This is a genomic window from Thermithiobacillus plumbiphilus (assembly GCF_038070005.1).
In the GTDB taxonomy this organism is placed as follows: domain Bacteria; phylum Pseudomonadota; class Gammaproteobacteria; order Acidithiobacillales; family Thermithiobacillaceae; genus JBBPCO01.
This window is the reverse complement of the sequence record NZ_JBBPCO010000011.1, coordinates 54730-80509: the sequence shown is the minus strand read 5'-3', so window position 1 is coordinate 80509 and position 25780 is coordinate 54730. Positions and strand designations below refer to the sequence as shown.

The window sequence follows — 25780 nt, the reverse complement described above, 5'->3', positions numbered from 1 at the left end:
TTAATTTCTTCTGACCGGGCTGGTAGGCCGCCAGGATGCCCGAAGCTTTGTGGCAGTTCTCACCGGACGCCGGTTTCGGAATATCTCAGGAGCTGATCATGACCCAGCTTAAATGGTATCCAGCGCTGGCGGTTATCAGCGCATCCCTTGTTCTTCTTGGTTGCCAGCAGCAATCCGGTGAGGGGCAGCAAAACACCGAACAACAGGCCAATGCCAGTCGTCCGGCACCGGCTCCGGAACAGCAGGATCTCACACCTGCCGAAGCACCTTCGGGTGGTTCAGCCGAAAAATACTTCCAGCCGCCCCGGGAAATTCCGAACGACGAGTTTGGCAAGGTGGTCCGCCAGGGCGAGCTGATCTTTACCAACACCCCGACTTACGCCAAAGGCTATTCCGGAAATGCGCTGAGTTGCGTCAACTGTCATATCGACAAGGGCCGGCTGGCGAACTCCGCACCGCTCTGGGCCGCCTATGTGGCCTACCCGGCCTATCGCAGCAAGAACAAGCACGTCAACACCATTCAGGAGCGCATGCAGGGCTGCTTCAGGTTCAGCATGAACGGTACCCCCCCGGCCGCCGACAGCCCGGAAATGACCGCTTTGGTCACCTATGCCTACTGGATGGCACAGGGCGCACCGACTGGTGAGAAGAAAATGGCCGGCCGTGGTTATCCGGTACTGAAGAAGCCAGCTTCGGTGAACCGTGAACGCGGTGCCAAGATCTTTGCCTCAAGCTGCGCTGTCTGCCATGGGGCCGATGGCCAGGGCCAGTCGGTCAATGGCACAACCGTCTTCCCGCCGCTCTGGGGTCCGCAGTCGTTCAACTGGGGGGCCGGCATGCACAGGGTGAACACCGCGGCAGGATTCATCAAGGCAAACATGCCACTCGGGCAGGGCAACACGCTGTCCGACCAGGATGCCTGGGATGTGGCCGCCTACGTCATGGATCAGCCCAGGCCGCAGGACCCGCGCTTCAAGGGCGATACTGCAGCGACCGATAAGGAGTATCACGACCACTTCTGCTATTACGGCGAAGCGGGAGCCTTGCCGAGGCAGGCGAAAAAGTAATTTGCCAGCCAGGGGCGGATAACTCCGGCTTGTATTTTGGCGCCGCTCAATGACGCTGAATGCATCGGAGCGAGTCCGTTCCCTCGCCCAATTTAGGCAGTGCGCCCGGACCTCAATAACGGTAATTTACGGCGATCTGGCAGAAAACCGAATCTGGCTATGCTAGTCTAACCGATTGGTGGTCGTGACACGGTAACATTCTCCCGGCCGTAGCACGGCTCATGCCGGAGCGCCATGCGGGGTTGCCACGCCAGTGGATGGGGGGCCCCGCCGACCACCACCTATTCTTTCTTTGCACTTCTTTTTCAGCACCACTTCAAGTTGTTGTCTTCAGGAAGAAGACACGCGCAGAAGCGGATTTCTTTAGATCTTCTTTCTTTCGGCTAGTTTCGCTTGCCGCGCCGCCACCCTTTCCCGCCAATCGGGGAGGATGCTGTCCATGATCTCGTCGCCCTGCTCCCCAGGATAGCTCCCGTGACCCGGCCGGCAATCCATGTCGTCGAAGAGATCCGGCCTCTCCTGGATCAACTTCTCGATGTTCTGCTTCTTTTCCATTCTCGCTCTCCGAGATGGGGATAGAATCACTACCCTGATTCACATTGAGGCTTGTGCATCTGGCAGCGCCAGCAACATGGCGTTACTATTTCTTGGCCAGTTTACCCGCAAGCCTCTGCAGGTGTTCCGGCAACACGGCCTTCAGGTAGTCTTCGCCTGGCGCAAAGGTATCGGACTCTGAACGGCAGTCATAGCCGTCAAAGGCACCAAAGCCGTGCTTTTCCAACAACGCCCGTGTTTGCGGGTCTGCCTGTTCCAAGAGGCGCTTTTGCTCAGGTGTGAATTCACGCATATTTCACCTTCCTTACAAACAGAATAGCACGCCCCCAGGCCTTTTTCATCTGCTTGCCAGATGCCGAAATCAGCTTGGATTCCTGCCCTTCTGGCACGTTATTATCCCGAAAGCTCCACGTATCTGCGAGTTTGCGCACAGCGTCGAAATTGGCTTCATTGTTGCTATTGCTCAGCACCACCTCAATGGGCACATAGCGCTGGCTTTTACCCAAGAAGCGCGCCACAAGCGCGCTTGGCCGCCTTCCGGGGTGATGCTGGGGTTGTTGTGCTGCTCGAAATATTCCTTGCCTGCGAAGACGTTGGCTAGAATTGGCTCCTGCTTGCCCAACACTTCCGAGCGCAGCGCCTTCTGTCCCTGCTTGCTAGGTTCATGGCCTGTAATCTCTACCCAACGCACCCGATGTTCCTGCCCAGGCTCATCCTGGGCCCTTGCGCTATCCTTGCCCGCAGCAATGATCGGTTCATCCCCGCATCCCCGCATCCCCGCATCCCCGCATCCCCGCATCCCCGCATCCCCGCATCCCCGCAGGCGCGGGACACGCCCAGCGCCTGGCTGATGGCGCGAATTGACAATCTCTTGCCGCTGTCGTGCAGCGCCTTGATCTTGTGTATCACAACCCACTCCTTCACTGACATGCCCCCGGCCATTGGTCAAAACGGGGGACAGTAGCTGGTTCCGTGGCCTGGCGGCCACACCTGGGTGGGTCAAATCTACTGGCCAGTAATGGGTCAGTTTATCTGGCCACCAACATCTGCGGGCCTTCGCCGAACTTGATTCCACCGTCTCCAGCTTCAATGAGGCCGAGGCATTTCTGCCTCGGAAAACGTGGGGCACTGTGGGCCTCTGGCATCGGCGGCAGAGCTGGCTTCAATGAGGCCGAGGCATTTCTGCCTCGGAAAACTTGGCAAGCTGCGCCAGTTGCCAAAAACACAGGCAGCTTCAATGAGGCCGAGGCATTTCTGCCTCGGAAAACTTCTTGAAGTTCATTTCTTTTAAAACGCTCCCAGCATGCTTCAATGAGGCCGAGGCATTTCTGCCTCGGAAAACGCCCGGGGCGCGGATCAGATCCCCCAGCGCATCCTGGCTTCAATGAGGCCGAGGCATTTCTGCCTCGGAAAACCGGGAACGGCGGCACGCGGGTCTTTTCGATCTGGTTGGCTTCAATGAGGCCGAGGCATTTCTGCCTCGGAAAACAACGATGATGAACCCGCACACGGTGGCCTCCTGGCGCAGCGAGCTTCAATGAGGCCGAGGCATTTCTGCCTCGGAAAACCAACACAGTCATGGCCGGGGGGCAGATCCATATGCTGCTTCAATGAGGCCGAGGCATTTCTGCCTCGGAAAACCCGCCCTGCATGACATCGACGCGCGGCTTACCGCCCTCGCTTCAATGAGGCCGAGGCATTTCTGCCTCGGAAAACGACAATTCCGTGTTCTTTCTCGCCCAATCGAAGACCGCTTCAATGAGGCCGAGGCATTTCTGCCTCGGAAAACCCATGAGCATTGAGCTAATGACGCTCGCATGGAAGTCGCTTCAATGAGGCCGAGGCATTTCTGCCTCGGAAAACAACTACCAACTCCCGGAACCTACCAGGGAGAATATAAGGCTTCAATGAGGCCGAGGCATTTCTGCCTCGGAAAACTGTGGATCGAGCCGGCTCTGGATGCGCTGATTGCCTGGCTTCAATGAGGCCGAGGCATTTCTGCCTCGGAAAACCGCGTGACGTGATCAAGGGTGGCCTGGTCTTCACCCAGCTTCAATGAGGCCGAGGCATTTCTGCCTCGGAAAACTCCCCAGGTTTGCCTCTGTTCCGGAATCACCGCAGCGCGCTTCAATGAGGCCGAGGCATTTCTGCCTCGGAAAACGTGACAACATAGGTTCTTGTTATAGGGTCATAATGCTTCAATGAGGCCGAGGCATTTCTGCCTCGGAAAACCTCGTTTTGTAGTCCTCGTAGGCGGCCAGGATTTCCCGGGCTTCAATGAGGCCGAGGCATTTCTGCCTCGGAAAACAAGGCTCTATCCGACGCCACAACAGAAGAACTTGTTGCTTCAATGAGGCCGAGGCATTTCTGCCTCGGAAAACCCGGCCCAATTCCCCACCTGGTCGGACTCTCCTTGAATGCTTCAATGAGGCCGAGGCATTTCTGCCTCGGAAAACCCGGCTGGCTGGACCACTGCCTTCTGGTGCGCGGATGCGCTTCAATGAGGCCGAGGCATTTCTGCCTCGGAAAACGCCTGACCCACCGGCCACGGGCAACGGGTCACCTAACAAGCTTCAATGAGGCCGAGGCATTTCTGCCTCGGAAAACGTTCGGCGGTGGGCATCGCGTCCAGATCATGGCCGAGCTTCAATGAGGCCGAGGCATTTCTGCCTCGGAAAACCAGTGCTGGGCGATTGCACATCACTCTCCCTCCCTCATGCTTCAATGAGGCCGAGGCATTTCTGCCTCGGAAAACCGTTGTCTAGGCGGCCAGAATAGCGCATGGGGTGCATGCTTCAATGAGGCCGAGGCATTTCTGCCTCGGAAAACCGGGCTTTTTATCTCAGGAGCCCGCAATGTCTTATCTTGCTTCAATGAGGCCGAGGCATTTCTGCCTCGGAAAACAGTGGACCCGGCGGATATGCCCGCAGTCCCTGCCCCCGCTTCAATGAGGCCGAGGCATTTCTGCCTCGGAAAACCATCATCGGCCACCGCCTCCAGCGCGAACAGATACCGGCTTCAATGAGGCCGAGGCATTTCTGCCTCGGAAAACATCATCTTCGCCGGCAACCCCCCGGCAGGGATTTCCGCTTCAATGAGGCCGAGGCATTTCTGCCTCGGAAAACGTCACGACCGTGCCCTGGAATCGCTGGAACAGGATCAGCTTCAATGAGGCCGAGGCATTTCTGCCTCGGAAAACCGCAGCAGCTCCGGCGTCAGGTAGTCCATCTGCGCCCAGCTTCAATGAGGCCGAGGCATTTCTGCCTCGGAAAACGCCGCCGGCGAAGGCCTCCACATAACAGGTATGCTCGGGGCTTCAATGAGGCCGAGGCATTTCTGCCTCGGAAAACCCGGGATCAGGCCGCAGGCGTGATACACCTTGGCCAGCAGCTTCAATGAGGCCGAGGCATTTCTGCCTCGGAAAACTTTCTTCGCCCATGCCAGCAACCACAGGATGCGTCTGCTTCAATGAGGCCGAGGCATTTCTGCCTCGGAAAACGTTCATCACCCGCTTTGCCCCGGCCGACTACATGGGCTTCAATGAGGCCGAGGCATTTCTGCCTCGGAAAACCCAGAGCGGGGCGCATCAAAAAAGCAAGGAGCAGGGCTTCAATGAGGCCGAGGCATTTCTGCCTCGGAAAACCCAGGCAGGATGTGCGACTGGGGAAACACAACATGAGGCTTCAATGAGGCCGAGGCATTTCTGCCTCGGAAAACTGGTTCCACTGAAACAGTTATATCTTGTCCCAGAGCTGGCTTCAATGAGGCCGAGGCATTTCTGCCTCGGAAAACCGGACGGTCTACCGGGGCAAGCATAGCCGGTATATCAGCGCGCTTCAATGAGGCCGAGGCATTTCTGCCTCGGAAAACCGGAAGGCCAAATCCGCCAAACTTCATCGAGTATCAGGCTTCAATGAGGCCGAGGCATTTCTGCCTCGGAAAACACTTCGCCGTTACGACTGACCAGCCGCCATTCGTAGGCTTCAATGAGGCCGAGGCATTTCTGCCTCGGAAAACAAGCATGGCAGCACCCAGGATGCCCGCCACAGATTCGCTTCAATGAGGCCGAGGCATTTCTGCCTCGGAAAACCCAACAGGAACGGCCGCAGGACGGCCTAGGAGCTTCTTGCTTCAATGAGGCCGAGGCATTTCTGCCTCGGAAAACCCGCACAGTCGAGGCAGCAACGGCCCGCCAGTTGGCGCTTCAATGAGGCCGAGGCATTTCTGCCTCGGAAAACCCGCATCTGATTGGCGACCTGGAAAAGGCCACATTCTCGCTTCAATGAGGCCGAGGCATTTCTGCCTCGGAAAACACATGTAATCCGGGCCGATGATAAAGGCCTCGATGCTGCTTCAATGAGGCCGAGGCATTTCTGCCTCGGAAAACCGCGAGCGGCATCCTTGAGCCCCAGCGCGGCGTCACGGCTTCAATGAGGCCGAGGCATTTCTGCCTCGGAAAACATAGCGGCGTAGGCAATGCCCATAAAACCGTGATCCTCGCTTCAATGAGGCCGAGGCATTTCTGCCTCGGAAAACCCCGCTGGGCGTGCGCCAGGAGTTCCGCCGCGATGGGCTTCAATGAGGCCGAGGCATTTCTGCCTCGGAAAACCTCAAGGCCCTGACAGAATGGCTGGGGACGGCGGCCGAGCTTCAATGAGGCCGAGGCATTTCTGCCTCGGAAAACCTCGCAGCCACGCTGGTGGTTCCCCACTGGATGATGCTTCAATGAGGCCGAGGCATTTCTGCCTCGGAAAACGAAGCACGCGGCGAGGTCGGGCTATACTACGGCGTGCTTCAATGAGGCCGAGGCATTTCTGCCTCGGAAAACGGGCATCCCGCGCGGACATGTAATCCGGGCCGATGATGCTTCAATGAGGCCGAGGCATTTCTGCCTCGGAAAACCGCCATAATCCCGGTGCAATTCCTCGGCGCATAGCATCAGCTTCAATGAGGCCGAGGCATTTCTGCCTCGGAAAACGCGATGGTGGGCGAACAAGGGAGGGGGGAATGAAGGAGCTTCAATGAGGCCGAGGCATTTCTGCCTCGGAAAACAAGGTGGCGCGAAAGTCCAGTTCCTGCTGGTCTCTGCTTCAATGAGGCCGAGGCATTTCTGCCTCGGAAAACGACATCATCTGTTACAAGTTCGCATCCAAAGCACAGGAGCTTCAATGAGGCCGAGGCATTTCTGCCTCGGAAAACCGAACTCAAGCAATCCTATTATCGCGTTGCCGCGCAGCTTCAATGAGGCCGAGGCATTTCTGCCTCGGAAAACAGCGGTACGCCCGCAGCTCGCCGCCCGCGTCGCCAGGCTTCAATGAGGCCGAGGCATTTCTGCCTCGGAAAACCTGGATCTCGATCACCAAAGATCCCAAGTGCATCCTGGCTTCAATGAGGCCGAGGCATTTCTGCCTCGGAAAACCTCGGTATCGGCCTCGATGGTGGACAGCGCCAGGCCATTGGCTTCAATGAGGCCGAGGCATTTCTGCCTCGGAAAACAGCTCCTTTCTCGCACCAGCAACCGTGCGGCTTGAGAGCAAGGTTTGCGAGCACTGTGGTTCTGTGTGACCCAAACGAGTTCTCCAAGTGCCGATGCTGTGGATTGGAAAGGTAAAAAACACCATATTTTTAAAGAACTTGTCTTTTGGCGAGCGCTGCCGTGGTTTGGCGCATCATCTCAGTGCTCGCAAACCGGAGGCAAAATCAAACGATGACTGCTTCGCGTGTAACAGGCTCGAAGAGCTTGCCTAAGCTACGCACGCGAGGGTCGACGTTTTCGGCTGGCCCAAGGTCCAGGATCAGCACGTGATCCTCGCGCTGGTTAATGATCTCGGCGAGTTCCGCTTCAAGCCGGATCATGCGCATGCGGCTCAGGCGACACTGAAACACCGACAGTTGCAGCCACTCGCCATAGCCTTTCATGCACTTGAACACCCGCCGCCAGCGTTTGGGTTCACTGATATCATAACTGATGATGTATAGATGCTCCATGATTGTCACCGGGTCACGAAATTCGGGTATTCGGGGATTTCTCCAGCCAGAAAACGTACCAGTAGACGGGCCTGAACTTCCAGAAGTCGACGGTAGCTGATGCGATATTTGAAAATGGGATGGGTAACTTCCTGCGCAAGCCGCCGTTCGAAACCGGCAATGAATCGCTTACGTCCCGAATCGTTCAAATTGCAGCTCCCGGCCATGTAGATGAAGTCGCTGGGCCGGACTTCGCCGTTGTTGACAGCCATAACCACGGCAGAATCAGCGATCAGCGGGCGAAAGGGTTCCATCATGTCCAGTGCCAAGGCCGGACGGCCAAAGCGCGGTTGGTGATAGAAACCACGGTAGGGATCAAGGCCGACGGCGGAGAGGGCGATAGTCCACTCGCGCGTGAGCATGGCGTAAGCGAAAGAAAGCAACGCATTGATAGGATCTTTTGGTGGGCGACGGTTGCGGCCCATGAAGTCGAAACTCAGGGAGGGCTCTTCGTCTGCCTTGAGCATGGCAGCGAAATTTTGAAAGTAGCGACTGGCCGCCGCACCCTCGACACCCAAGAGATACTCCAGGCTCGGCGCACGTTGCGCGCGCTGGATGTCTTCCTTGAGGCCTTGCAGAATATCCGGCGGCGCAGCCGAAGCATCGCCTTCGCCACGCCAGTTGCGCCGTAGCAGTGTGCGGCAGTTTGCTGCTTTGGCCGCCACGAGCCCCCGTGCTATTTGCAAGCAAATCTGCGAATCGAAGCTCGCACGGTATTGATGCGTACGCGTCTCGACGTTGCGATGACCCGTGCCGACACTGTGGCCGATGAACCAGCCGCCATAGCTCATCCAGGTGATCGGTATCTGGCGCCGCAGGCACTCGTGCAAGGTAGGGGTGGTGATGCTCGTATTGCCGAAGATCACCACTTGCGAAACCTCGTTCAATCTTGCTTCGGCAACCTTTGCTTTTTCGACCTCGATGACCAGCCGCTCGCCATCCTTGCGCACGTAAGCGCGTGGAGATTGCACGTAGAGCGGTAAAGCATCTTCCACGGACGGGAAAATGGGACGAGGTTCAATAGGTGATTGATTGAGGAGTTTCACTTCATCGGGCAGGCAGATGCCGACTAGCGAGCAACGCGGACATTTGGGACTTTCTTCCAGGGGCTCGGGGATGATGCCGCCCAGTGCCAGCCCACGCAGGCCGTGTATTGCATTCAGTGTCTTGTCGATGAGAACTTCATCGAAGAGCACGCGCACCCGTTCTTTGGAGGCAACATAGTAGATCACGCCGCTGTCGCATTCGAAACCGTGTTCACGCAGCAAGAGCCCTTGCGCGCAGAGTTGTACGCGCTCAGGATCATAGACGCCGGCAGCAGTATGTGGGCGCTTGCCGCGCTTGTAGTCCACTGGGGTGACATAGCTGCCTTCGCCCTCGACGAGATCCAGTTTGGCGGTAATCCCGAGCTTGACGGAACTCAGCGACACTGAGCGGGCATGAATGTTTTCCTCATCCTCGGGCTGCTCCGGCAACCCCCCGCTGGGCTTGTCCACGCGCTTGTGCTTGACCGCGCCATCCACGGTATCGGCGTTGTGGGCGAACTCGCCTTGTACCCACTCGAGATATGCTAGGCGTGGACAGTAGACGAACTCATTGACCATGCGCACCGGGATGGGTGGGGTCTCCGGGGAGAGTTCGGGGAAGCTCAAAGACAGTTCGCGTTGTTCTTCCATCATTCGAAATCACCTTTTTATCTTTTTTATAGCCGATAATTTCATATTGGGAAATGTGCATGGCCAGCGTGCAAAATGAAATCTTTGGGATGCCAAGTGCCCGGGTTGCTCTGATTTTCGCATGATGGTTGCGTCTTTTGATGATTGTGGCCATACTTCATACGTATGGCCACATCGGAGAACTTGTGGAAATTTCAGTGCGTGAATTCAAAGACCATCTGTCCGAGTACTTGCGGCGCGTACAGGCGGGCGAGGAATTGGTTGTTACATCCCATGGCAAGCCGGTGGCGCGTCTGGCTCCCCCGCATGCGTCAGAAGCCGACCCAGAAGCACAGGTCCTTGCACGTCTGCGGTCGCAGCCCTGGATCAGGGCAGGCAAGGGTGGCAAGCCCTTGGGTCCAGAGCATCCGATCATGTGGCCGTCTGGAGAAAAGCCGCTTTCACGGATCATTCTGGATGACCGGGAGTGATTCTTTATCTGGACACCTCGGCATTGCTCAAACTGTACGTAGATGAACCCGAATCTTCGCGTGTCCGGGAGGCTGTAAGCGAAGCAAACCTGTCGGCCACGCATCTGCTGAGCTATGCCGAGATGCGCGCCGGCCTGGCCAAGGCGCTTCGCATGAAACGTATTGGGCCCGGCGATCTGGCAGGATACCGCCAATCGCTGGAACGGGATTGGCGCAACCTGGAGGTTGTCATACCGACCGAGGCATTGATCCGTCGCGCCGGCGATCTGGCTGAGCAGTACGGTCTGCGCGGTTACGACAGCGTGCACTTGTCGGCCGCCGAAGCAGTGTGGCATGTGGCCGGGACGGCGGCTGAGTTCCGTATGGTGGTGTTCGACAACGGATTGCGTGAGGCCGCGGTGGCAATGGGGATGTCGGTGTTGGAATGACAATATCCTTGTTGAGAACGGATATTGGTTTATCCTTATTCACAAGGAGCAAATAATCCCAAGCCAAAATGACAAGCAAAGCCGAGCGCCAAGGGACCAGGGATTGGTTCGGCAAAGGTAATGCGCCAGAAGCTGCCGTGGGTATCGGGTTGCACAAGACCACGTTTCGAGCGAAAACGGTGGAAGTGGGTCGGACGCAGTTCACGACCTTGTATTCTGATTGTCGATATTTGCTGCAAATTTTGGACTTCCGGCAAGCCACGCTCGCGGCATTCACGTCGAATTTGATCTGCGGCGGTGAAATTCTTCTTGGCGTGCCAAGGGTGCAGATAGGGGGTTGCGGAAGTCCAAGTATTTCCTTCTTTAAATAGCGTGCTTGAACCGATCTTGCCATCTGAACCTGAGCTACTTTCAAGAAGTAATTGCCATTTTTGACCTTCATGGTTCCATAAATGAGACAGTGATTCGAGAGCTTGCCGCGCGGGCCCCGCCAGGCCAGCCGGGATATGGATCAGCAGATGATCGATGTGCCCATCACCATCCGCGTCTTCTGGCAGCCAGAATGCATGTTGGTGGCGATTCCCGTCAGCGAGGTCATGTCCGGAGATGATTGGGGGAATGCTGTCCTCATTATGTTTCCTTTTTACCACGCTCATGGCCGCCATGCGCAGCCATTCCCCCACCCGAACGGTATCTTGAATGAGCGGCAAGGGCTTTCCATACATTGCGAAACGAAGCGTATTTACCGACTGGCGCTCTCGAAATCGAGGGCGTATGCGGGCGACAGATCGTAGTAAACCGGCAGGTTGCACATAATTCACTTTGCGTGCAGCAGGTGGCATGTTCCAGCCGGCTGAGCGCAGTTCGGAAGTGTCGAGCGCCACGGCACTAATCCATGACTCTGGCAGAGTTGCCTCAATTTTCTTGCGATCCTTGGGTGTGATGTCGGCGCGCTTGGAAAGACCATCGATTTGCGCGCGGCGGAACACATCGTAGTTTGCGGGAGCCATGGGCATATAGAGCGAGATGCGCTCACTGACTTCGCCCGTTTCGGGATCCAGTTCTTCTCCATTGGCAACGCAATTGCACTCACCCAACCATTCGGGTAATCGCACAGCGTCAGCCCAGCTTTCCGCACGTCCCAAGAACCCCAGTTTCGCCAGCAAGCTATCAAGGAGTTCGACTTCATCACCCGCAAGATGAATCCCGCGCCAGACGGCAATTACGGGTGTGTTCGCATCCAGCCGTGCAAAGGCATCGAAGATCAGCGTTCTTTTATCGCCTTTCCCGGGCATGTAATGTCGTGTGTGGGCATGCACCGCCTCGGGAACTTGATAGTGAGGCGCTTCACTTGAAACTCTGCCGAGTAGACGGATCAGCAGATCGACATCGCGCCGCGCCGGGTCCAGTTTGCGATGCCAGACCGCAATGAGTGCGCGCACGATACGCCAAGGGGACGGAGGCCACTCCAGATCCGCTTCGTTGACATGCCTTCCCCAGGGGGTAGCGTGATAACGCCCACCCGGAAAGGTAAAGGAAATTACGAGCATTGACTATTCTCCGTTACGCCAGATCTGCTACGCCTTTTTCTTGGCAGAACCTTCCCATCTGACCATAGTGACGCGCGGTTCGGCGAAATGACCTTCAGTGGCCACTGTGTTGATCAAGCCGGGCAGGGCTGACTCAAGATCCGCTGTAGTCGGCACTGCAAAATTCGCCGGCCGTGTCGCATTAAGCTTTACGACATCTAAATCACAGGCGGTACGCAGGCGCAGACCAGTTTCGAGGAATCGACGAATTTTATAGAGCACCACGGCAATGAGCAGATTCTCCACGGCCATACCTAGACCGAAACCCCGGACTTGGGCAAGATCAATGTTGAAATAAGCGATAATTTTGGGCGAGGCGAACTCAGTGCGAGAAAACGGCACGTTGCCAAAACCGCGCGCCGTATCGCCAGAAGGGTTTACGTGATCGTTCTTGACACCACCGTTCTGAGCTTCTCGCACGTCCTCGGCTTCGATGAAGGCGGATAATACCCGAGGAAGCCGCAGGCGCCCGCCGGCAAGATCGCCTTTCGCTAAAAAGACTCCATGTAAAAGTGCATTGGTATCATGACGTAGCAGCACTTTTGCCAGCTTGCGAATATCTACCGCGCCTTCCTCCATGCCGGCAAGCTCGTTCTTGAGCATCTCCAGCACCGTCTTGTCGTTACCTTCGAGGATATAGGGCGAGTTGGTGCGGTGAGCTTCCAACACCGAGTTGGTCAATGGCTGCCCATCTTTATCCGCCACTTTGATAAGCGGTAATCCCTGTAGTGCGCTGACCCAATCATCAGTGACCCTATCCCAGCATACATTTTCCAGGCGATTGGCCATGCTTTGTGCGGATTCCACCAGCAGCATGCGGTGATTGTCCGGGCCATCATAGGTGGCGGCTCCCAGATCGGGAAAACCGGTAGGCTGGAAGCGGGTACCTTGTACGGGTTGCAATTGGGCTTCAATGAGCAGGCGGGGGGCGGTCTTGAGACTGTCGAAGTTCACGTTTTTCTCCCTGTGGCGGTCAAGCGGTTGCAGTAGGTTTTTCGCAGGTGATCAAGCTCAAGCATTTGAGAAGTTCTGCGGATTCCAGCGGAACAGTAAGAGTTGCCAGTAGGCGCTGACCGTTGAGGCCTTGTGCCGAAGGCGGTGCTTTTGGGTATGGCGGCAGTGGATAGCCCATTGCATGTAGGCGGCGCCAGGCAACATTCACGGCCTCCTGTACGCGATTGGCTTGTAGTTTGGCTACGATCTCGCCAGGTAGAGGCAATTTATTGTCCGGGGGCAGCAAAGAAATCAAGAACTCGTCTGGGATGAAAAAAGGTTTGAGCACCCGATAGGCTGCGGGCAATACAACCCGTTCACCAAGGCTGGCAAAATGCTTGGGAATGCGAACGTGTACCAGTCCGACGAAGAGCATGGCGATGCGCGCATCGTCCACCTGCTGTTCAAGCCACGCTGCCACATCACCGCTTTTTACGCCTGCATGGTATTGGAAGGGCGAGACCTTTTTTTCCTCTTGTAAGGCCTCCAGTCGGCGGCGTGCAATCACTTGAATAATGTTGGCCGCAAGATCGCCTTCGCCCCATACGGCTAGTCGGGATTCGATATTCCAGTCCCAAGATCTGGTTTTCTCCTTTTGCACGACAGGGATTATGAATGGCCGCATGGGGAATGCATTGCCACCAAGGCCCGCTATGGCAGCGGCGATCCGGAATTCTGAAGTGCCGTCATCGGCCTTCATAATCCAGGCTTCAGACAGGGTTGGCACCGGCGGCACCGACTCTCTTCCCTTCCGGCTTTTGCCAAGCAAAAGCGACAGGGCGCCAAGATGAACAATGACTTTTTGCAAGGCACGGGGCTCACTACGCTGAGCCAGCTCGAACAATGCATCCTCAAGTTGCCTTACCTTGGCGCGGATAGTGGCTGGTGCCTCGTCCTTGCGAGCAAACTGTCGCAGGCGATCAAGGAAGAAGTTTTTTTCGAGTTCTGCTATCAAATCAGCGTCGGGATTGCGGCGAACAGTCACACGGGTCAGTGGCGTGGCAAGATAGGCTTTGCCGGAACGCATAAGAAAGCCATAACGCTGGAATGCGGTTACTCCGCGATCGACACCCAATGCAGCGACGGCGCGTGCGAAACCCAGGCCGTCACGCACCGGGCGGCGGCCTACGGTAGCTCTTCCTTCATTCAGCAACATCCGTATTTCATAAATAGAGGCGAACCCTGACCAGAGTGGAAGCCAGATTTCGGCCCTCGCTTGGTATTCGTCTGCTGCGTCAAGCGCCCCATGGCCAGCGCCTGTCGAGCGAACAGTGAAGGGAAAGGACAGCATTCCGGGCTCACTAGTCTCTAATTTGCGAGCAATAGAGGCTGCAAAGAATACCGCGCCTTCCAACATTAAGACAAAATCCCACGGATTGATCAGAGAATCAGCCTCGAATCCAGCACCAGCATTCGGACCGCCGGCGCTTCCGGGATTGAATTGCCCAATGGCAGAATTTACCAGCTTGGGCGCAGCTTGACCAAATAATGTTGCCGGGAGCAATGCCGCTGCTGCAGTAGTACAATTTCCAGACTCGGGGTCAATCAGGTCTTTGATACGCTGCATGAAATTATTAGTGAAGTCCAAACGGCCATCGTTTCCACCAGTCCCAAGAAGCGGGGGATAGCGCGGCTCATCGCCTGCCAGTAAAACAGCTGCATCCGTCCAGGCCAGAAGTGCTTCAGGTGCGTCTGCGCGGATTGCGGTAAGAAAGTAGGCTTTCCCTTCATTCTTGGGGCTTTCTTGAAGCTTCAAACGCTCGACAAGGTTACGACTATAATCAATGACATGCCGGTAATTTGAGAACCTATCACTTCCGCTTTGCATGATGGCATCAACGCCATCGCGATTGTCTTTCGGATAAAATCCGCTACCGCCGTTCCACGGCGCCACAATAGGCGTGGGGCGGTATTCGTCGAGAAAAAAGGTTTGCAAGCGTTGCCGATCCACCTGTTGGTCGCCGCTGAAAGCAGTGCTTCTCAGAACGAACTTATCCTTTCGCCATGCACCCCGCGCATCCCATTCTGGCTTTTGTTCTCCGAGGAGACGCAGTATTCCCAGCCCCTTGAGATAGTCAGAAAGTGGGGTGGGTGCGCAGCCATCCAACACAAGTTCATGAGCCTGCGCATTCATGCACGATCCTCCTGTTCCTTCCGTGAAGCGCGCCAGTCGGCGATCCTGACCAGCGCTTCCAGCCAAGCCAAGCGGAACGGACCCTGTGCAGCCAGCAAGCGCTGTACTCTGTCGGACCATGAGGATCCCATCGCGCTTTCACCTAACTGCATGATGTCAAGCCGCAACGTGGTGTCTGGGATGTGCTCCGTGGGCAGATCAATTCCCGGCAGCGTGTCGCCATCCCATACGCCCCGCGCAAAGAGGCGTGTGCCAGTCTCCGGTGACTTTTCATCGGGCAGCGCGCGTAATGACATGCGTACCTTGCCATGATGCGCGGCAATCAGGTAGGCAATGAGGTCGGCGTTCGGCTCGCTGGCGCGGTGTGTCAGCCATGCCAGCATGGAAGCCAGTTCGTGACGAAAATGTGGGCGTTTGTGCCGTCCGCGACAAGGCGATTTCGCCCATAGGGTGTTTTTCTGCGCTGCCATACTCTCGCAGGCGGTCATGGTGGAGCGAAAAACCTCGTGCGCTTTACCTGTATCATGCCAGCGGCCAGCACGGGCGGTGGCTTCTGCGTCTTTGGGGCTGAGTTCAAGTGCGTGTGCAAGATTGCGCATTTCCTGTTCGACATCGTTTAAATGGAGCGCTAGTTCCACGGGGTGGTTCTGCTGGCTTCGGGCGTCGCCATCGTAGGATTCTTCCACTTGTTCCCTGGAATCGTCGGGCAGGATAGTCACAGCATATTTGATTTTCTCAGGAGAAAATCCCAGTTCTGCATCATAGCCGCCAAGATCTGCATTCAACATGAGAATGAGCCCCGGCCTCACCTTTTCCCTGAACAGTTTCCATTTGCCGTCCAGCGCATCCCAGCGCCACGCCGCATCTTCGCCCTTGCGCTTATCCAGGTAGTTCTTGAGTTGGGAAAGGGAAGCGCGGCAGATTTCATTTCGCGATGGTTGTGTTTGTTCTTCAACACCCTGGATGAGATCGCGCCAGAACACCTGTACGTCCAGATCATCCGCATCTCGGATGTAGATTGAGATGTCCGTATCGAAGCCGGAGAGGTCAGGGTCGGTATTGAAGAGTTCCAGAAAGTCTCGCCTGCGCAGTACGGAAACCAGAGGAGAGGGCTCGTCGGTGGCGGGCAGATGGGCAGGGCTGGCCGAATCGAGCCACATCAGTTTGTCGCGTGCCAAGGCCAATGCATCCGCTGCATATGGATTTGTCAGCTCAGAATCTTGGTCGATCCAGAACACATCTGCCCCGCCGGAATCATTGCACTCGCCATAGCGATTGCAGCGGCCGAAGCGCTGCACGAGCGAGGACCAGGGAGCAAGTTCGGTGAAAAGCACGCGACTTGTCATGTCCACGCCAGCCTCGATGGCCTGGGTGGCGACCACGATGCGCCCGGGGCCCTCTGTGGATGGTGGGATGGACAGAGCTTGGTTGAGTGCTTTGCGTTCAGGTGGTCGGAAGCGGGAATGGATGAGCAGTAATTCCGCATTAGGTGAGTGTTTTTTCAGTGCTCCGAAAATTGCTTGGGCGCGCTCAACAGTGTTGATGATCACGATGCTTTGTGTGCCTGCCAGGTGTTTTTCCAGCACTTCTTGGGTCAGGGCTTGCGCGTAGACGATGGCTTTGGCTTTGGTATTTTCCGTGGTCAATGCAGTTTGGGCACGGGATAATCGCTTCACCGCCTCGCGTCGCGCCTGGATGACATTGTTGGCGCATTCATCCGGGGACAAGGTGAGCTGAGCGAGATTTTCTAAATATGGCTTGAAATCAACAGTGGCAAGCCAATTCTTGTTCAGCGTGGCAGATACCCAGAGCGAGCGGGAGTTCGAGCCGAGGATAAAAGAGCGTCGGAAGGACTCAAGCTGAGCTGACGTCTGCAGGCCGGCACCCATTAATTGCACTTCGTCGAAAGCCCAGAGAGCATCGTTGTGTAGCAAGGCGAAGTGAACTGGCCACTGATAACGGCTCATGCCATAACCGCGCATTAAGGCGCGCGACAGCAGCATGTCCTGGGTGCCGATCAGGATCATGTCCTCTTCAGGGAAGTCAGCCCAGGATGTGAGGTCGTTTTCTCCACCCATGAGAAGGTGTACAGACACCTTGTCGTTGCCTGCGGCAGACGCCCAATCACCCAAATTTTCCAGCCATTGATTTATATTGGAGTGGGTCTGCTCCACTAAGACCCGCATCGGAAGGCAAATAACGAGTCGGCGTGGTGTGGCCGCGTCCTTCTGAACGCGCCGCTTGTAATACCAGGCCAGCATTACGGCGGCAGTTTTGCCGAGCCCGGTAGGAATGTCGAGGGTGTCTGGCCACGGTTCCTTGGCGAGCTTCACCTGATAAGGGTACGGAGCTTGCAACCCGGTTGCTTTTCTAAACAGCGCCTCGTATTCCATGCTCTCTCCCTACACGGCAATGAGGCCGGGGCAGTGCCCCGGATATGTTTTCTATTGCTGGATCTTCTATGACAAAGCTAGTGCTTCAATGGGGCTAGGTATTATGACCTAGAGATCTGAAGCATAGCTGTTGTTTTATTACAAATCTAGTAAAGGTTGTAAATCCAGAGAGAGATTGTATTATGGCTATTCCTCTCTTCATGGATGGCAGCGTCATGGAGATCATTTTCCAGATCAAGCTGTCCCCTCTATTGTCTATGTTGCTTATCGGCGTGACGGGAGTCGGGCTATATCTCCGTCATCGCGCATGGAATACCAAGCGCTGTCGGCGTAAGTTGCTCGGTTTAAAAGAAAAAACTTCCACCGACTCCCAAGAGTGATCTGACCACAACGGTGCAAGTCTTCCCCGCCTTTACATCCATTCTCCCACACCCACTGTCTCACAGCCTGAGCCGCTCAAAACTTTTTCACTTCTGATACTGTCGCCATGCCGCCTCAAGCCGTCCTATGGCCATCTCCCGTAGCTCCGCCGGCTCCAGCACCTGCACCTCTGGCCCGTGTTTCAAAATCTCCATGATGAGTTCGGTAGGGTCGGCGTAGGGCAATCGCAATTCGTAGGCATCATCACGCCAGGCGCCGACCTGATCCGGATGCCAGACTTCGTCGGCGACCCAGGCGGCGCGCGCGGCGCTGAAACGCAAGACGGCCCAGTGTTGAACGGGGCCGCTGAATATGCCGAAGCTGGAACCCAGAAAATCCTGTAACTCGGATTCGTCGCCGGGAGCGGCGGGGGCCTCGTGCAGGACCGCTTCACGGATGCGGTCGAGTGAGAAGGTGCGTAGTGCCTGCGCTTTTTCGCAGTGGGCGATGAGATACCAGTTATCGCGATAATGCAGGAGCAGGCGGGGCTGCAGACAACGGCTGCTGGTCTGGTCACGGCTGCGGCTGTGATAATGGATGCTGAGCATCCGGCATTCGAGCACGGCCTGGGCGACTGTCGCGAAAGTGGCGCTTTGTGTCTGGCGTCGGCCGAAACTGTGCAGGCAGATGCGCTGGCTGACGGTTTCGGCACTGTGCCCGCTCTGTGCGATCAGTTCACGGATGCGCTGGCGCAATGGCTCAGTGTAGGGGGCGAGCAGGCCGGGTTGAAGCGATTCCAGCATTTGCTCGCTGGCGAGCAGGGCGAACAGCTCGGATTCGTTGAACCAGAGCCCCGGCAGTTCGAAGGTGGGTGCATCGGGATCGTAGCGGTAGCCGTTGGCCGCACGCTCGTAGATGATGGGTGCGTGCAGGAAGAGACGCATGTATTCAAGATCACGATTGACGGTGGCACGTGATGCATCCAGCGCCTCGCGCATGCGTTTCATGGAGACCGGGTGCCCTGAATGCAGCAGCGCATGCAGTTTGAAGAAGCGTTCGAATTTGTGCATGGTGTCACAGGCGTGGTTTTTTGATAATGATAGCTCAAGATCTGTTTTCTGCCTGAAAAAAGATTTACCCATCCTTCTCCGCCGGACGGCGCAGGGCCTGAGCCGGTCAGCCGGGTACAATGCTAGGATAAGGTCAGAGGGCAGGGGGCGCAGCCCCGAGCCCCACGCCCAAGCCTTCACTCAGGAGCCCGCATGTTCGAAGACGATCCGCTTTGGTACAAGGACGCCATTATCTATGAGCTACACGTCAAGGCCTTCTATGACAGTAACAACGACGGTATCGGGGATTTCCGCGGACTGACGGAAAAACTGGATTACATTCAGGATCTTGGCGTGAACACGCTGTGGCTCCTGCCTTTCTATCCCTCGCCGCTGCGGGACGATGGCTACGACATTGCCGATTACCACGGCATCCATCCCGATTACGGCAACATGGCGGATTTTCGCAACCTCGTGCGCGAGGTGCACCGTCGCGGCATGCGTCTGATCACCGAACTGGTGATCAATCACACCTCCGACCAGCACCCCTGGTTTCAGGCCGCCCGCAAGGCGCCGCCCGGTTCCAAGAAGCGGGACTACTATGTCTGGAGTGACACGGTCAAGAAATACGAAGAGACCCGCATCATCTTCAACGACACGGAAACCTCCAACTGGACCTGGGATCCAGAGGCCAAGGCTTATTTCTGGCACCGCTTCTTTTCCCACCAGCCGGATCTGAATTTCGACAATCCCAATGTCGTCAAAGCGGTGATGAAGACCATGCGCTACTGGCTGGACATGGGGGTGGATGGCATGCGCCTGGATGCCATTCCCTATCTGATCGAGCGCGAGGGCACCAACAACGAAAACCTGCCTGAAACCCACAATGTGCTCAAGTACATGCGTTCGGAGCTCGATGCTCACTACACCGGCCGCATGTTCCTGGCCGAGGCCAATCAGTGGCCGGAGGATGTGCGCGAATACTTCGGCAATGGCGATGAGTGCCACATGGCCTATCACTTCCCGCTGATGCCGCGCATCTATATGGCCGTGGCTCTGGAGGAACGGCACCCGATCGTCGAGATCATGGCCCAGACCCCCGACATTCCGCCCAACTGTCAGTGGGCCATCTTCCTGCGCAACCATGACGAGCTGACCCTGGAGATGGTCACCGACCGTGAGCGCGATTACATGTACGACATCTATGCCGCCGACAAGCGCATGCGCATCAATTTCGGCATCCGCCGGCGTCTGGCGCCGCTGATGGAAAACAATCGCGACAAGATCCAGCTCGTCAACAGCCTGCTGATGTCGATGCCGGGTTCGCCCATCCTCTATTACGGCGATGAGATCGGCATGGGTGACAATGTCTACTTGGGGGATCGCAATGGCGTGCGCACGCCGATGCAGTGGAGCCCGGATCGTAATGCCGGCTTCTCCCGCGCCGATCCCGCCCGGCTGTTCCTGCCGCCGATCATGGACCCGATCTATGGTTTCGAGTCGGTGAATGTCGAGGCGCAGAGCCGCAATCCGTCTTCCCTGCTCAACTGGACCAAGCGCATCATCGCGGTACGCAAGAGCTACAGGGCCTTCGGCCGGGGCGGCCTGCAGTTCCTGCATCCCGGCAACCGCAAGATACTGGCCTACCTGCGCGAATACGAGGATGAAACCATCCTGTGCGTGGCCAACCTGTCCCGCAATGCCCAGCCGGTGGAGATCGACCTGTCCCGCTTCAAGGGCACGGTGCCGGTCGAGCTCATGGGGCATACCAGCTTTCCGCCAGTCGGCGAGCTGCCCTACTTTCTTACCCTGCCGGGCTACAGTTTTTACTGGTTTCATCTCGCCCCCGAGGCCGTCGCGCCGGTCTGGCACGAGGAGCGGCTCGCGCCGCCCGAGCTGCCGGTGCTGGTCCTGCTGGAAGGCTGGCGGACCTTCTTCGAACAGCTCAATGCCCCGGATTCCGTGCGCCAGTTGCTCGCCAGCCGCACCCGCACGCAGCTCGAACACGATGTCCTGCCAGCCTTTCTGAAGGCACAGCGCTGGCTGACCCTGGGGTCCCGAACGATCTCCGGAGTCACCCTGCAGGCGATCAGCGAATGGTCGCCGATGAACGGCAACTGGTTGATGACCATGGCACGGGTGGACCTGCATGATGATGAGCGCGAAAGCATCTTCCTGCCACTGGCCCTGATCTGGGAGGAGACCGACAACGAGGAGCGTACCCGCGCGGTTCAATCCTGGGCGGTGGCCAGGGTCAGGCAGCGCGCCAAGATGGGATACTTGTATGATGCCTTTGCCGACGAACTGTTCTGCCGGGCGCTTGTCCTGTCCATGGGCCAGAATACCGAATACCGCATGGGAACCGGCACGCTGCGTTTCTCCTCGACAGCGGCCTACCCCGGCGTGATCGGGGATTCACCGCTGCCGCCGGCGCAGGTGCCCGGCTACAGCCGCAACAAGACCTTCATCACCTTTGAGGAACAACTTTTCCTGAAGGTGAACCGTCTGCTGGCCGAGGGCATGGACGGCGAGCTGGAAATCGGCCGTTTCCTGACCGAAGTCTCGCCCTTCCCGAACACGCCGCCGGTGTTGGGGGCGCTGGAATACATCCGTGAGGACGGCGTGCCCTGCACCCTGGCCCTGCTACAGGGCTACCTGACCAATCAGGGAAGTTTCTGGGATTACACGCTCGACTATCTTGGCCGCTTCCTGGAAGGCGTGGACACGGGTCCCGAGGTGCCGGCCCAGTCGGCCGAGTTCCATGACAGCGAGCATGCCGCCTACCTTGCCCTGGTGCGCACCCTGGCGCTTCGCACTGCTGCCATGCACCAGGCACTGGCCAGACCTGCCGGGGACAGCGCCTTCGAGCCCGAACCGGTGCGGCCCGAGGATGTCCGTGCCTGGACCCTGCTGGTGCGTCAGCAGTCCATGCGGGCACTCGATCACCTGCAGGGTCTGCTGGGCACGCTGCCTGGCAGCCTGCAGCCGCTGGCCGAACGCGTGCTCTCCCTGCGCGAGGCTTTGCTGGAAGGCATTGATCATTGTGCTGCCAGCCTCCACGAGGGCATCAGGATCCGGCACCATGGGGACTACGGCCTGGAGCAGGTGCTGCTGGCGCAGAATGATTTCTACATCACCAACTTTGCCGGTGCCGGCTCGCCACTGGCTTCTGCCCGGACCTTGAAGCACGTGCCGCTGCGGGATGTGGCCGCCATGCTGCGTTCCTTTGACTATGCTGCCAGGGAGGCGCTCAATCAGGCCTGTCTGAGGCGACCCACTGATCTGGAGCAGTTCAAGCCGCTCACAGAACAGTGGAAGCGCGAAGCAGTGGAAACCTTTCTGGCGACCTATCAGGAAGCCGTGCTCGACAGCCCGGTGCAGGTCAGGGATCCCGGGCAGGTGCTCGAATGGCTGCGTTTCTTCCGTTTCGAGCGTACCGTGCATGAGCTGGACTGGGCCTTGCAGTATCAGCCAGGGAAGATCGCCGCGGCCATGGGTGGCATGTTGCGTTGCGTCGGACAGGAGACGGAAATCCCAGATCTGGACGCCCCGGATGCTCACGATCAGGGTGGCATGAAGTGAGTAGCGTTGATTGGCGGCTTTCTGCCATCAGCCCATGGTAGGAGGCTGAGCACGTCACTCTTTGAAACCCTTTGGCAGCTGAGTCATCAAATGAACAGGGCTTGCCTGAGCCAAACATGGCCAGCACGTTCTGACGAATCATTGGGTATTTGGCAGTTTGGGGAAGCTGCCGGACAGTATGGGATATCTATGCATGGGTAATTCGGCAGACATACCACAGGACGCAGCGCAACAGATCGACGACCTATCCATCAACACCATTCGCACCCTGGCCATGGACGCGGTTCAGCAGGCCGCATCGGGCCATCCGGGCACACCCATGGCCATGGCGCCGGCCGCCTACGTGCTCTGGACCCAGTTTCTCCGCCACAACCCGAAAAACCCGCACTGGTTCAACCGCGATCGCTTCGTGCTGTCCATGGGACATGCCTCGATGCTGCTCTATGCCATGCTGCACCTGAGCGGCTATGATCTGAGCCTGGAGGACATCCGCCAGTTTCGACAATTGGGAAGCCGCACGCCCGGCCACCCGGAATACGGCATCACCCCGGGTATTGAGACATCCACCGGCCCCTTGGGTCAGGGATTCATGAACGCCGTCGGCATGGCCATGGCCGAGGCGCATCTGGCGGCGGTCTACAATCGCCCGGATTTCCCCATCATCGACCACTTCACCTATGTGTTCTGCAGCGATGGCGACTTCATGGAGGGTGCCTCTCATGAGGCCGCTTCACTGGCAGGACATCTCGGGCTGGGCAAGCTCATCGTCCTTTATGACGACAACCGGATTTCGATCGAGGGTGCAACGGATCTCGCCTTCTCGGATGACACCGCCAAGCGCTTCGAGGGCTACCACTGGCAGGTGCAGAACCTTGGCGACGCGGCCAACGATCTCGACGCACTCAAGACCGCCTTCAACAACGCCCGCGCGGATCTGACCCGGCCATCGCTGATCATCGTGCGTTCCCACATCGGCTATGGCGCTCCCAAGCTGCAGGATTCGGCGGAGGCCCACGGCGCGCCCCTGGGCGAGGAGGAGATCAGGGGCGCCAAGCGCCATTATGGCTGGCCCGAGGATGCCCAATTCCTGGTGCCGGAGGCGGTTCGCGAGCACCTGGGAGAGGCGGTTGAACGGGGAGGGGACCTGGAGCAGGACTGGCAAAGGTTGCTGTCAGCCTACAAGCATGCGTACAGCGATCTGGCCGAACAGCTCAATGCCGCGCTCTGGGGCGAACTGACACCTGAGTGGGAGGAGGATCTGCCGCGATTCCAGCCCGGTGAGGGCGCCGTCGCCACCCGCTCTGCCTCGGGCAAGGTCCTGAATGCATTGGCAGAGCGCATTCCCTGGCTCATTGGCGGCAGCGCCGATCTGGCACCCTCGACCAGTACCCTGATCAAGTCCTCCGGGGATTTTGAGAAGGGGGCCTACGAGAACCGCAACATCCACTGGGGCGTGCGCGAGCACTGCATGTGTGCCGCCAGTTCCGGCATGATGCTGCACGGTGGCCTGCGGCCTTTCGCGGCTACCTTCTTTGTCTTTACCGATTACGCGCGCCCGGCGATCCGCCTGGCCGCCCTGATGGAACTCCCGGTCATCTATGTCATGACCCACGACTCCATCGGGCTTGGCGAGGATGGCCCCACGCACCAGCCCATCGAACATCTCGCCGCATTGCGCGCCATGCCGAACCTTCACGTCATCCGCCCGGCCGATGCCAACGAGACCGGTTTTGCCTGGCGGGCCGCCCTGGCGCGACGCAATGGGCCCACGGTGCTGGTGCTCACGCGCCAGAAGGTCCCCGTCCTGGATCAGCGCAAGACCAACAGCATGCTCGGCGTGCTCAAAGGCGGCTATATTCTATTGAAGGAGCCTTGGCAGTCCCCGGATCTCATCCTGATTGCCAGTGGTTCGGAGGTGCATCTGGCGATGGCGGCCCAGCAAAGGTTGGCGGAAGAGGACATTGGGGTGCGTGTGGTGAGCCTGCCCTGCTGGGAGTTGTTCCGCGCCCAGCCCAAAGCCTATCGTGACACGGTCCTGCCGCCACGCGTCACCGCCCGTCTGGCCATCGAGGCCGGCGCCAGCTTCGGCTGGCGGGAATGGGTGGGTGACGCGGGGGATGTGATCGGCATCGACCGTTTTGGCGCCAGTGCCCCGGGTGAGGACAACTTCCAGCATTTTGGTTTCACGGTCGAGCACATTCTGGAAAAAGCCCGAAAACTGCTCGGTAAGTAACGTAGCCACCACAAGGAGTACCGCATGAATCCCTTATTGCAACTGCTGGCCCACGGTCAGAGCTACTGGCTCGACAATCTCACGCGTCAGATGCTACGAAACGGTGAACTTGCCCGGCGCATCCACGACGAGGGCCTGCGCGGGCAGACTTCAAACCCGGCTATCTTCGGCAAGGCCATCGGCAAGAGCCAGGACTACGACGAGCAGATTGAAAGGCTCATCGACGAACGGCGCCCGACCCCTGAAATCTATGAGGCCCTGGCCATCCAGGATATCCAGGCCGCCTGCGATCTGTTCCGGCCAGTCTATGACGAGTCAAAGGGCCTGGACGGCTATGTCAGCCTGGAGGTCTCGCCGCACCTTGCCCATGACATGCAGGGTTCGCTGGAAGAGGCCCGGCGCCTGCACCGGATGGTCCAGCGCCCCAATGTCATGATCAAGATCCCGGGCACGCCGGAGGCGGTGCCGGCCATCGAGGAAGCCCTGTTCGAGGGCATTCCCATCAATGTCACCCTGCTTTTTTCCATCGAGAGCTACGAGGCGGTGGCCTGGGCCTATATCCGCGCCCTGGAGCGGCGGCTGGAGCAGGGCAAGTCCATCAATGCATTGAGTTCGGTGGCCAGCTTCTTCCTGAGCCGCATCGATGTGGAGGTGGACAAGCGGCTCAAGGCGCTTGGCCCGGTGGATGGCATCCAGCCGCAGGATCTGCTGGGCAAGATGGCGGTTGCCAATGCCAAGCTGGCCTATCAGCGCTTCCGCGAAATCCTTGATGATCCACGCTGGCAGGTGCTCGAACGCCAGGGTGCCAAGGTCCAGCGCATGCTCTGGGCCAGCACCAGCACCAAGAATCCCGATTATCGCGATGTGATGTATGTCGAGCCCCTGATCGGGCCGGATACTGTCAACACCATGCCGGATGAAACCATTGCTGCCTTCGCTGACCACGGCGTCGTGCGTGACACCGTGATGGAGGGCATGGAGGAGGCGCGGCAGACCATGCAGGCCCTGGAGAAACTCGGGATCAGTTTCCGCGAGGTGACGGAACTGCTCATGACCGAAGGTATGCAGAAATTTGTCGAGCCTTTCGATCAGATTCTCGACATCATTGAAAAGAAGCGTTCGCTGCTCGGCGGTGAAGGGCAGACCCGGGCGGGGGAGGCCGCAAGCAAGGGGGCTCAGCCCGCAAAGTAGGCCTTCCAGCAAAGAAGGGGCGCGCCGGTGGCT

The 25780-nt window shown here is 57.9% G+C and carries 17 protein-coding genes and 1 CRISPR repeat array; of the genes, 7 read left to right on the top strand and 10 right to left on the bottom strand.

Annotation, left to right across the window (positions count from 1 at the left end):
• Positions 1 to 98: 98 nt before the first annotated feature.
• On the top strand, positions 99 to 1067 hold the full coding sequence (locus WOB96_RS11420; protein ID WP_341371424.1) for a c-type cytochrome: 969 nt from the start codon (positions 99 to 101) through the stop codon (positions 1065 to 1067).
• A gap of 363 nt (positions 1068 to 1430) precedes the next feature.
• Here the strand turns inward: WOB96_RS11420 and WOB96_RS11415 are convergent, their stop codons facing one another.
• From WOB96_RS11415 to cas4g/cas1g, 5 genes are all read right to left on the bottom strand, one after another.
• Positions 1431 to 1622 carry a hypothetical protein gene (locus tag WOB96_RS11415; protein ID WP_341371423.1) on the bottom strand — a complete coding sequence of 64 codons (192 nt, stop codon included), beginning with the start codon at positions 1620 to 1622 and terminating at the stop codon, positions 1431 to 1433.
• Between the two features lie 85 nt (positions 1623 to 1707).
• Entirely contained in the window at positions 1708 to 1914 is a 207-nt protein-coding gene (locus tag WOB96_RS11410) for a hypothetical protein (RefSeq protein WP_341371422.1), read from the bottom strand.
• Entirely contained in the window at positions 1907 to 2140 is a 234-nt protein-coding gene (locus tag WOB96_RS11405; protein WP_341371421.1) for a hypothetical protein, read from the bottom strand. Before WOB96_RS11405 ends, WOB96_RS11410 begins: the two co-directional genes overlap by 8 nt.
• A 565-nt stretch (positions 2141 to 2705) precedes the next feature.
• A CRISPR array of direct repeats spans positions 2706 to 7118; the repeat unit is 37 nt; unit sequence GCTTCAATGAGGCCGAGGCATTTCTGCCTCGGAAAAC.
• A 204-nt stretch (positions 7119 to 7322) separates the two neighbouring features.
• A complete protein-coding gene (gene cas2 / locus WOB96_RS11400) occupies positions 7323 to 7610 on the bottom strand; it encodes a CRISPR-associated endonuclease Cas2 (RefSeq protein WP_341371420.1) in 288 nt (95 codons plus the stop codon).
• A gap of 5 nt (positions 7611 to 7615) precedes the next feature.
• The gene (gene cas4g/cas1g / locus WOB96_RS11395; RefSeq protein WP_341371419.1) at positions 7616 to 9328 is read right to left on the bottom strand and encodes a CRISPR-associated endonuclease Cas4g/Cas1g; all 1713 of its coding nucleotides are present in this window, start codon (positions 9326 to 9328) and stop codon (positions 7616 to 7618) included.
• A 194-nt stretch (positions 9329 to 9522) separates the two neighbouring features.
• On the opposite strand from cas4g/cas1g, the gene WOB96_RS11390 reads away from it, so the two are divergent.
• Positions 9523 to 9795, top strand: a complete 273-nt coding sequence (locus WOB96_RS11390) for a type II toxin-antitoxin system Phd/YefM family antitoxin (protein WP_341371418.1) — start codon at positions 9523 to 9525, stop codon at positions 9793 to 9795.
• The gene (locus tag WOB96_RS11385; RefSeq protein ID WP_341371417.1) at positions 9792 to 10223 is read left to right on the top strand and encodes a type II toxin-antitoxin system VapC family toxin; all 432 of its coding nucleotides are present in this window, start codon (positions 9792 to 9794) and stop codon (positions 10221 to 10223) included. The genes WOB96_RS11390 and WOB96_RS11385 overlap by 4 nt, the downstream gene beginning before the upstream one ends.
• Positions 10224 to 10258: 35 nt before the next feature.
• On the opposite strand, the gene csb2 is transcribed toward WOB96_RS11385, so the two are convergent.
• Genes csb2 through cas3g form a run of 4 tightly spaced genes read right to left on the bottom strand, consistent with a single transcriptional unit; the run spans position 10259 to position 17332 of the window.
• On the bottom strand, positions 10259 to 11773 hold the full coding sequence (gene csb2 / locus WOB96_RS11380) for a type I-G CRISPR-associated protein Csb2 (RefSeq protein WP_341371416.1): 1515 nt from the start codon (positions 11771 to 11773) through the stop codon (positions 10259 to 10261).
• Positions 11774 to 11800: 27 nt separating this feature from the next.
• Complete coding sequence (gene cas7g, locus WOB96_RS11375) at positions 11801 to 12766, bottom strand: type I-G CRISPR-associated RAMP protein Csb1/Cas7g (RefSeq protein ID WP_341371415.1); 966 nt, start codon at positions 12764 to 12766, stop codon at positions 11801 to 11803.
• 19 nt (positions 12767 to 12785) lie between these two features.
• Positions 12786 to 14939, bottom strand: coding sequence for a type I-G CRISPR-associated protein Cas8g1/Csx17 (cas8g1, locus tag WOB96_RS11370; RefSeq protein ID WP_341371414.1), 2154 nt, complete (start codon positions 14937 to 14939; stop codon positions 12786 to 12788).
• The gene (cas3g, locus tag WOB96_RS11365; RefSeq protein WP_341371413.1) at positions 14936 to 17332 is read right to left on the bottom strand and encodes a type I-G CRISPR-associated helicase/endonuclease Cas3g; all 2397 of its coding nucleotides are present in this window, start codon (positions 17330 to 17332) and stop codon (positions 14936 to 14938) included. Before cas3g ends, cas8g1 begins: the two co-directional genes overlap by 4 nt.
• A 182-nt stretch (positions 17333 to 17514) precedes the next feature.
• Here cas3g and WOB96_RS11360 point away from each other — a divergent pair, with 182 nt between their 5' ends.
• Positions 17515 to 17712: a hypothetical protein gene (locus WOB96_RS11360; protein ID WP_341371412.1), complete on the top strand. Its 198-nt coding sequence runs from the start codon at positions 17515 to 17517 to the stop codon at positions 17710 to 17712.
• Between the two features lie 87 nt (positions 17713 to 17799).
• Here WOB96_RS11360 and WOB96_RS11355 read toward each other — a convergent pair whose 3' ends face one another.
• Complete coding sequence (locus WOB96_RS11355) at positions 17800 to 18762, bottom strand: helix-turn-helix transcriptional regulator (RefSeq protein WP_341371411.1); 963 nt, start codon at positions 18760 to 18762, stop codon at positions 17800 to 17802.
• Positions 18763 to 18954: 192 nt separating this feature from the next.
• On the opposite strand from WOB96_RS11355, the gene treS reads away from it, so the two are divergent.
• From treS to tal, 3 genes are all read left to right on the top strand, one after another.
• The gene (treS, locus tag WOB96_RS11350) at positions 18955 to 22323 is read left to right on the top strand and encodes a maltose alpha-D-glucosyltransferase (protein WP_341371410.1); all 3369 of its coding nucleotides are present in this window, start codon (positions 18955 to 18957) and stop codon (positions 22321 to 22323) included.
• Positions 22324 to 22516: 193 nt separating this feature from the next.
• Complete coding sequence (gene tkt / locus WOB96_RS11345; RefSeq protein WP_341371409.1) at positions 22517 to 24556, top strand: transketolase; 2040 nt, start codon at positions 22517 to 22519, stop codon at positions 24554 to 24556.
• A gap of 24 nt (positions 24557 to 24580) precedes the next feature.
• The gene (gene tal / locus WOB96_RS11340) at positions 24581 to 25747 is read left to right on the top strand and encodes a transaldolase (protein ID WP_341371408.1); all 1167 of its coding nucleotides are present in this window, start codon (positions 24581 to 24583) and stop codon (positions 25745 to 25747) included.
• Positions 25748 to 25780: the final 33 nt, after the last annotated feature.

Coding starts and splice junctions, on each gene's coding strand:
- WOB96_RS11420 (WP_341371424.1), top strand. CDS start 99: ATGACCCAGCTTAAATGGTATCCAGCGCTGGCGGTTATCAGCGCATCC.
- WOB96_RS11415 (WP_341371423.1), bottom strand. CDS start 1,622: ATGGAAAAGAAGCAGAACATCGAGAAGTTGATCCAGGAGAGGCCGGAT.
- WOB96_RS11410 (WP_341371422.1), bottom strand. CDS start 1,914: ATGCGTGAATTCACACCTGAGCAAAAGCGCCTCTTGGAACAGGCAGAC.
- cas2 (WP_341371420.1), bottom strand. CDS start 7,610: ATGGAGCATCTATACATCATCAGTTATGATATCAGTGAACCCAAACGC.
- cas4g/cas1g (WP_341371419.1), bottom strand. CDS start 9,328: ATGATGGAAGAACAACGCGAACTGTCTTTGAGCTTCCCCGAACTCTCC.
- csb2 (WP_341371416.1), bottom strand. CDS start 11,773: ATGCTCGTAATTTCCTTTACCTTTCCGGGTGGGCGTTATCACGCTACC.
- cas8g1 (WP_341371414.1), bottom strand. CDS start 14,939: ATGAATGCGCAGGCTCATGAACTTGTGTTGGATGGCTGCGCACCCACC.
- cas3g (WP_341371413.1), bottom strand. CDS start 17,332: ATGGAATACGAGGCGCTGTTTAGAAAAGCAACCGGGTTGCAAGCTCCG.
- WOB96_RS11360 (WP_341371412.1), top strand. CDS start 17,515: ATGGCTATTCCTCTCTTCATGGATGGCAGCGTCATGGAGATCATTTTC.
- WOB96_RS11355 (WP_341371411.1), bottom strand. CDS start 18,762: ATGCACAAATTCGAACGCTTCTTCAAACTGCATGCGCTGCTGCATTCA.
- treS (WP_341371410.1), top strand. CDS start 18,955: ATGTTCGAAGACGATCCGCTTTGGTACAAGGACGCCATTATCTATGAG.
- tkt (WP_341371409.1), top strand. CDS start 22,517: ATGGGTAATTCGGCAGACATACCACAGGACGCAGCGCAACAGATCGAC.
- tal (WP_341371408.1), top strand. CDS start 24,581: ATGAATCCCTTATTGCAACTGCTGGCCCACGGTCAGAGCTACTGGCTC.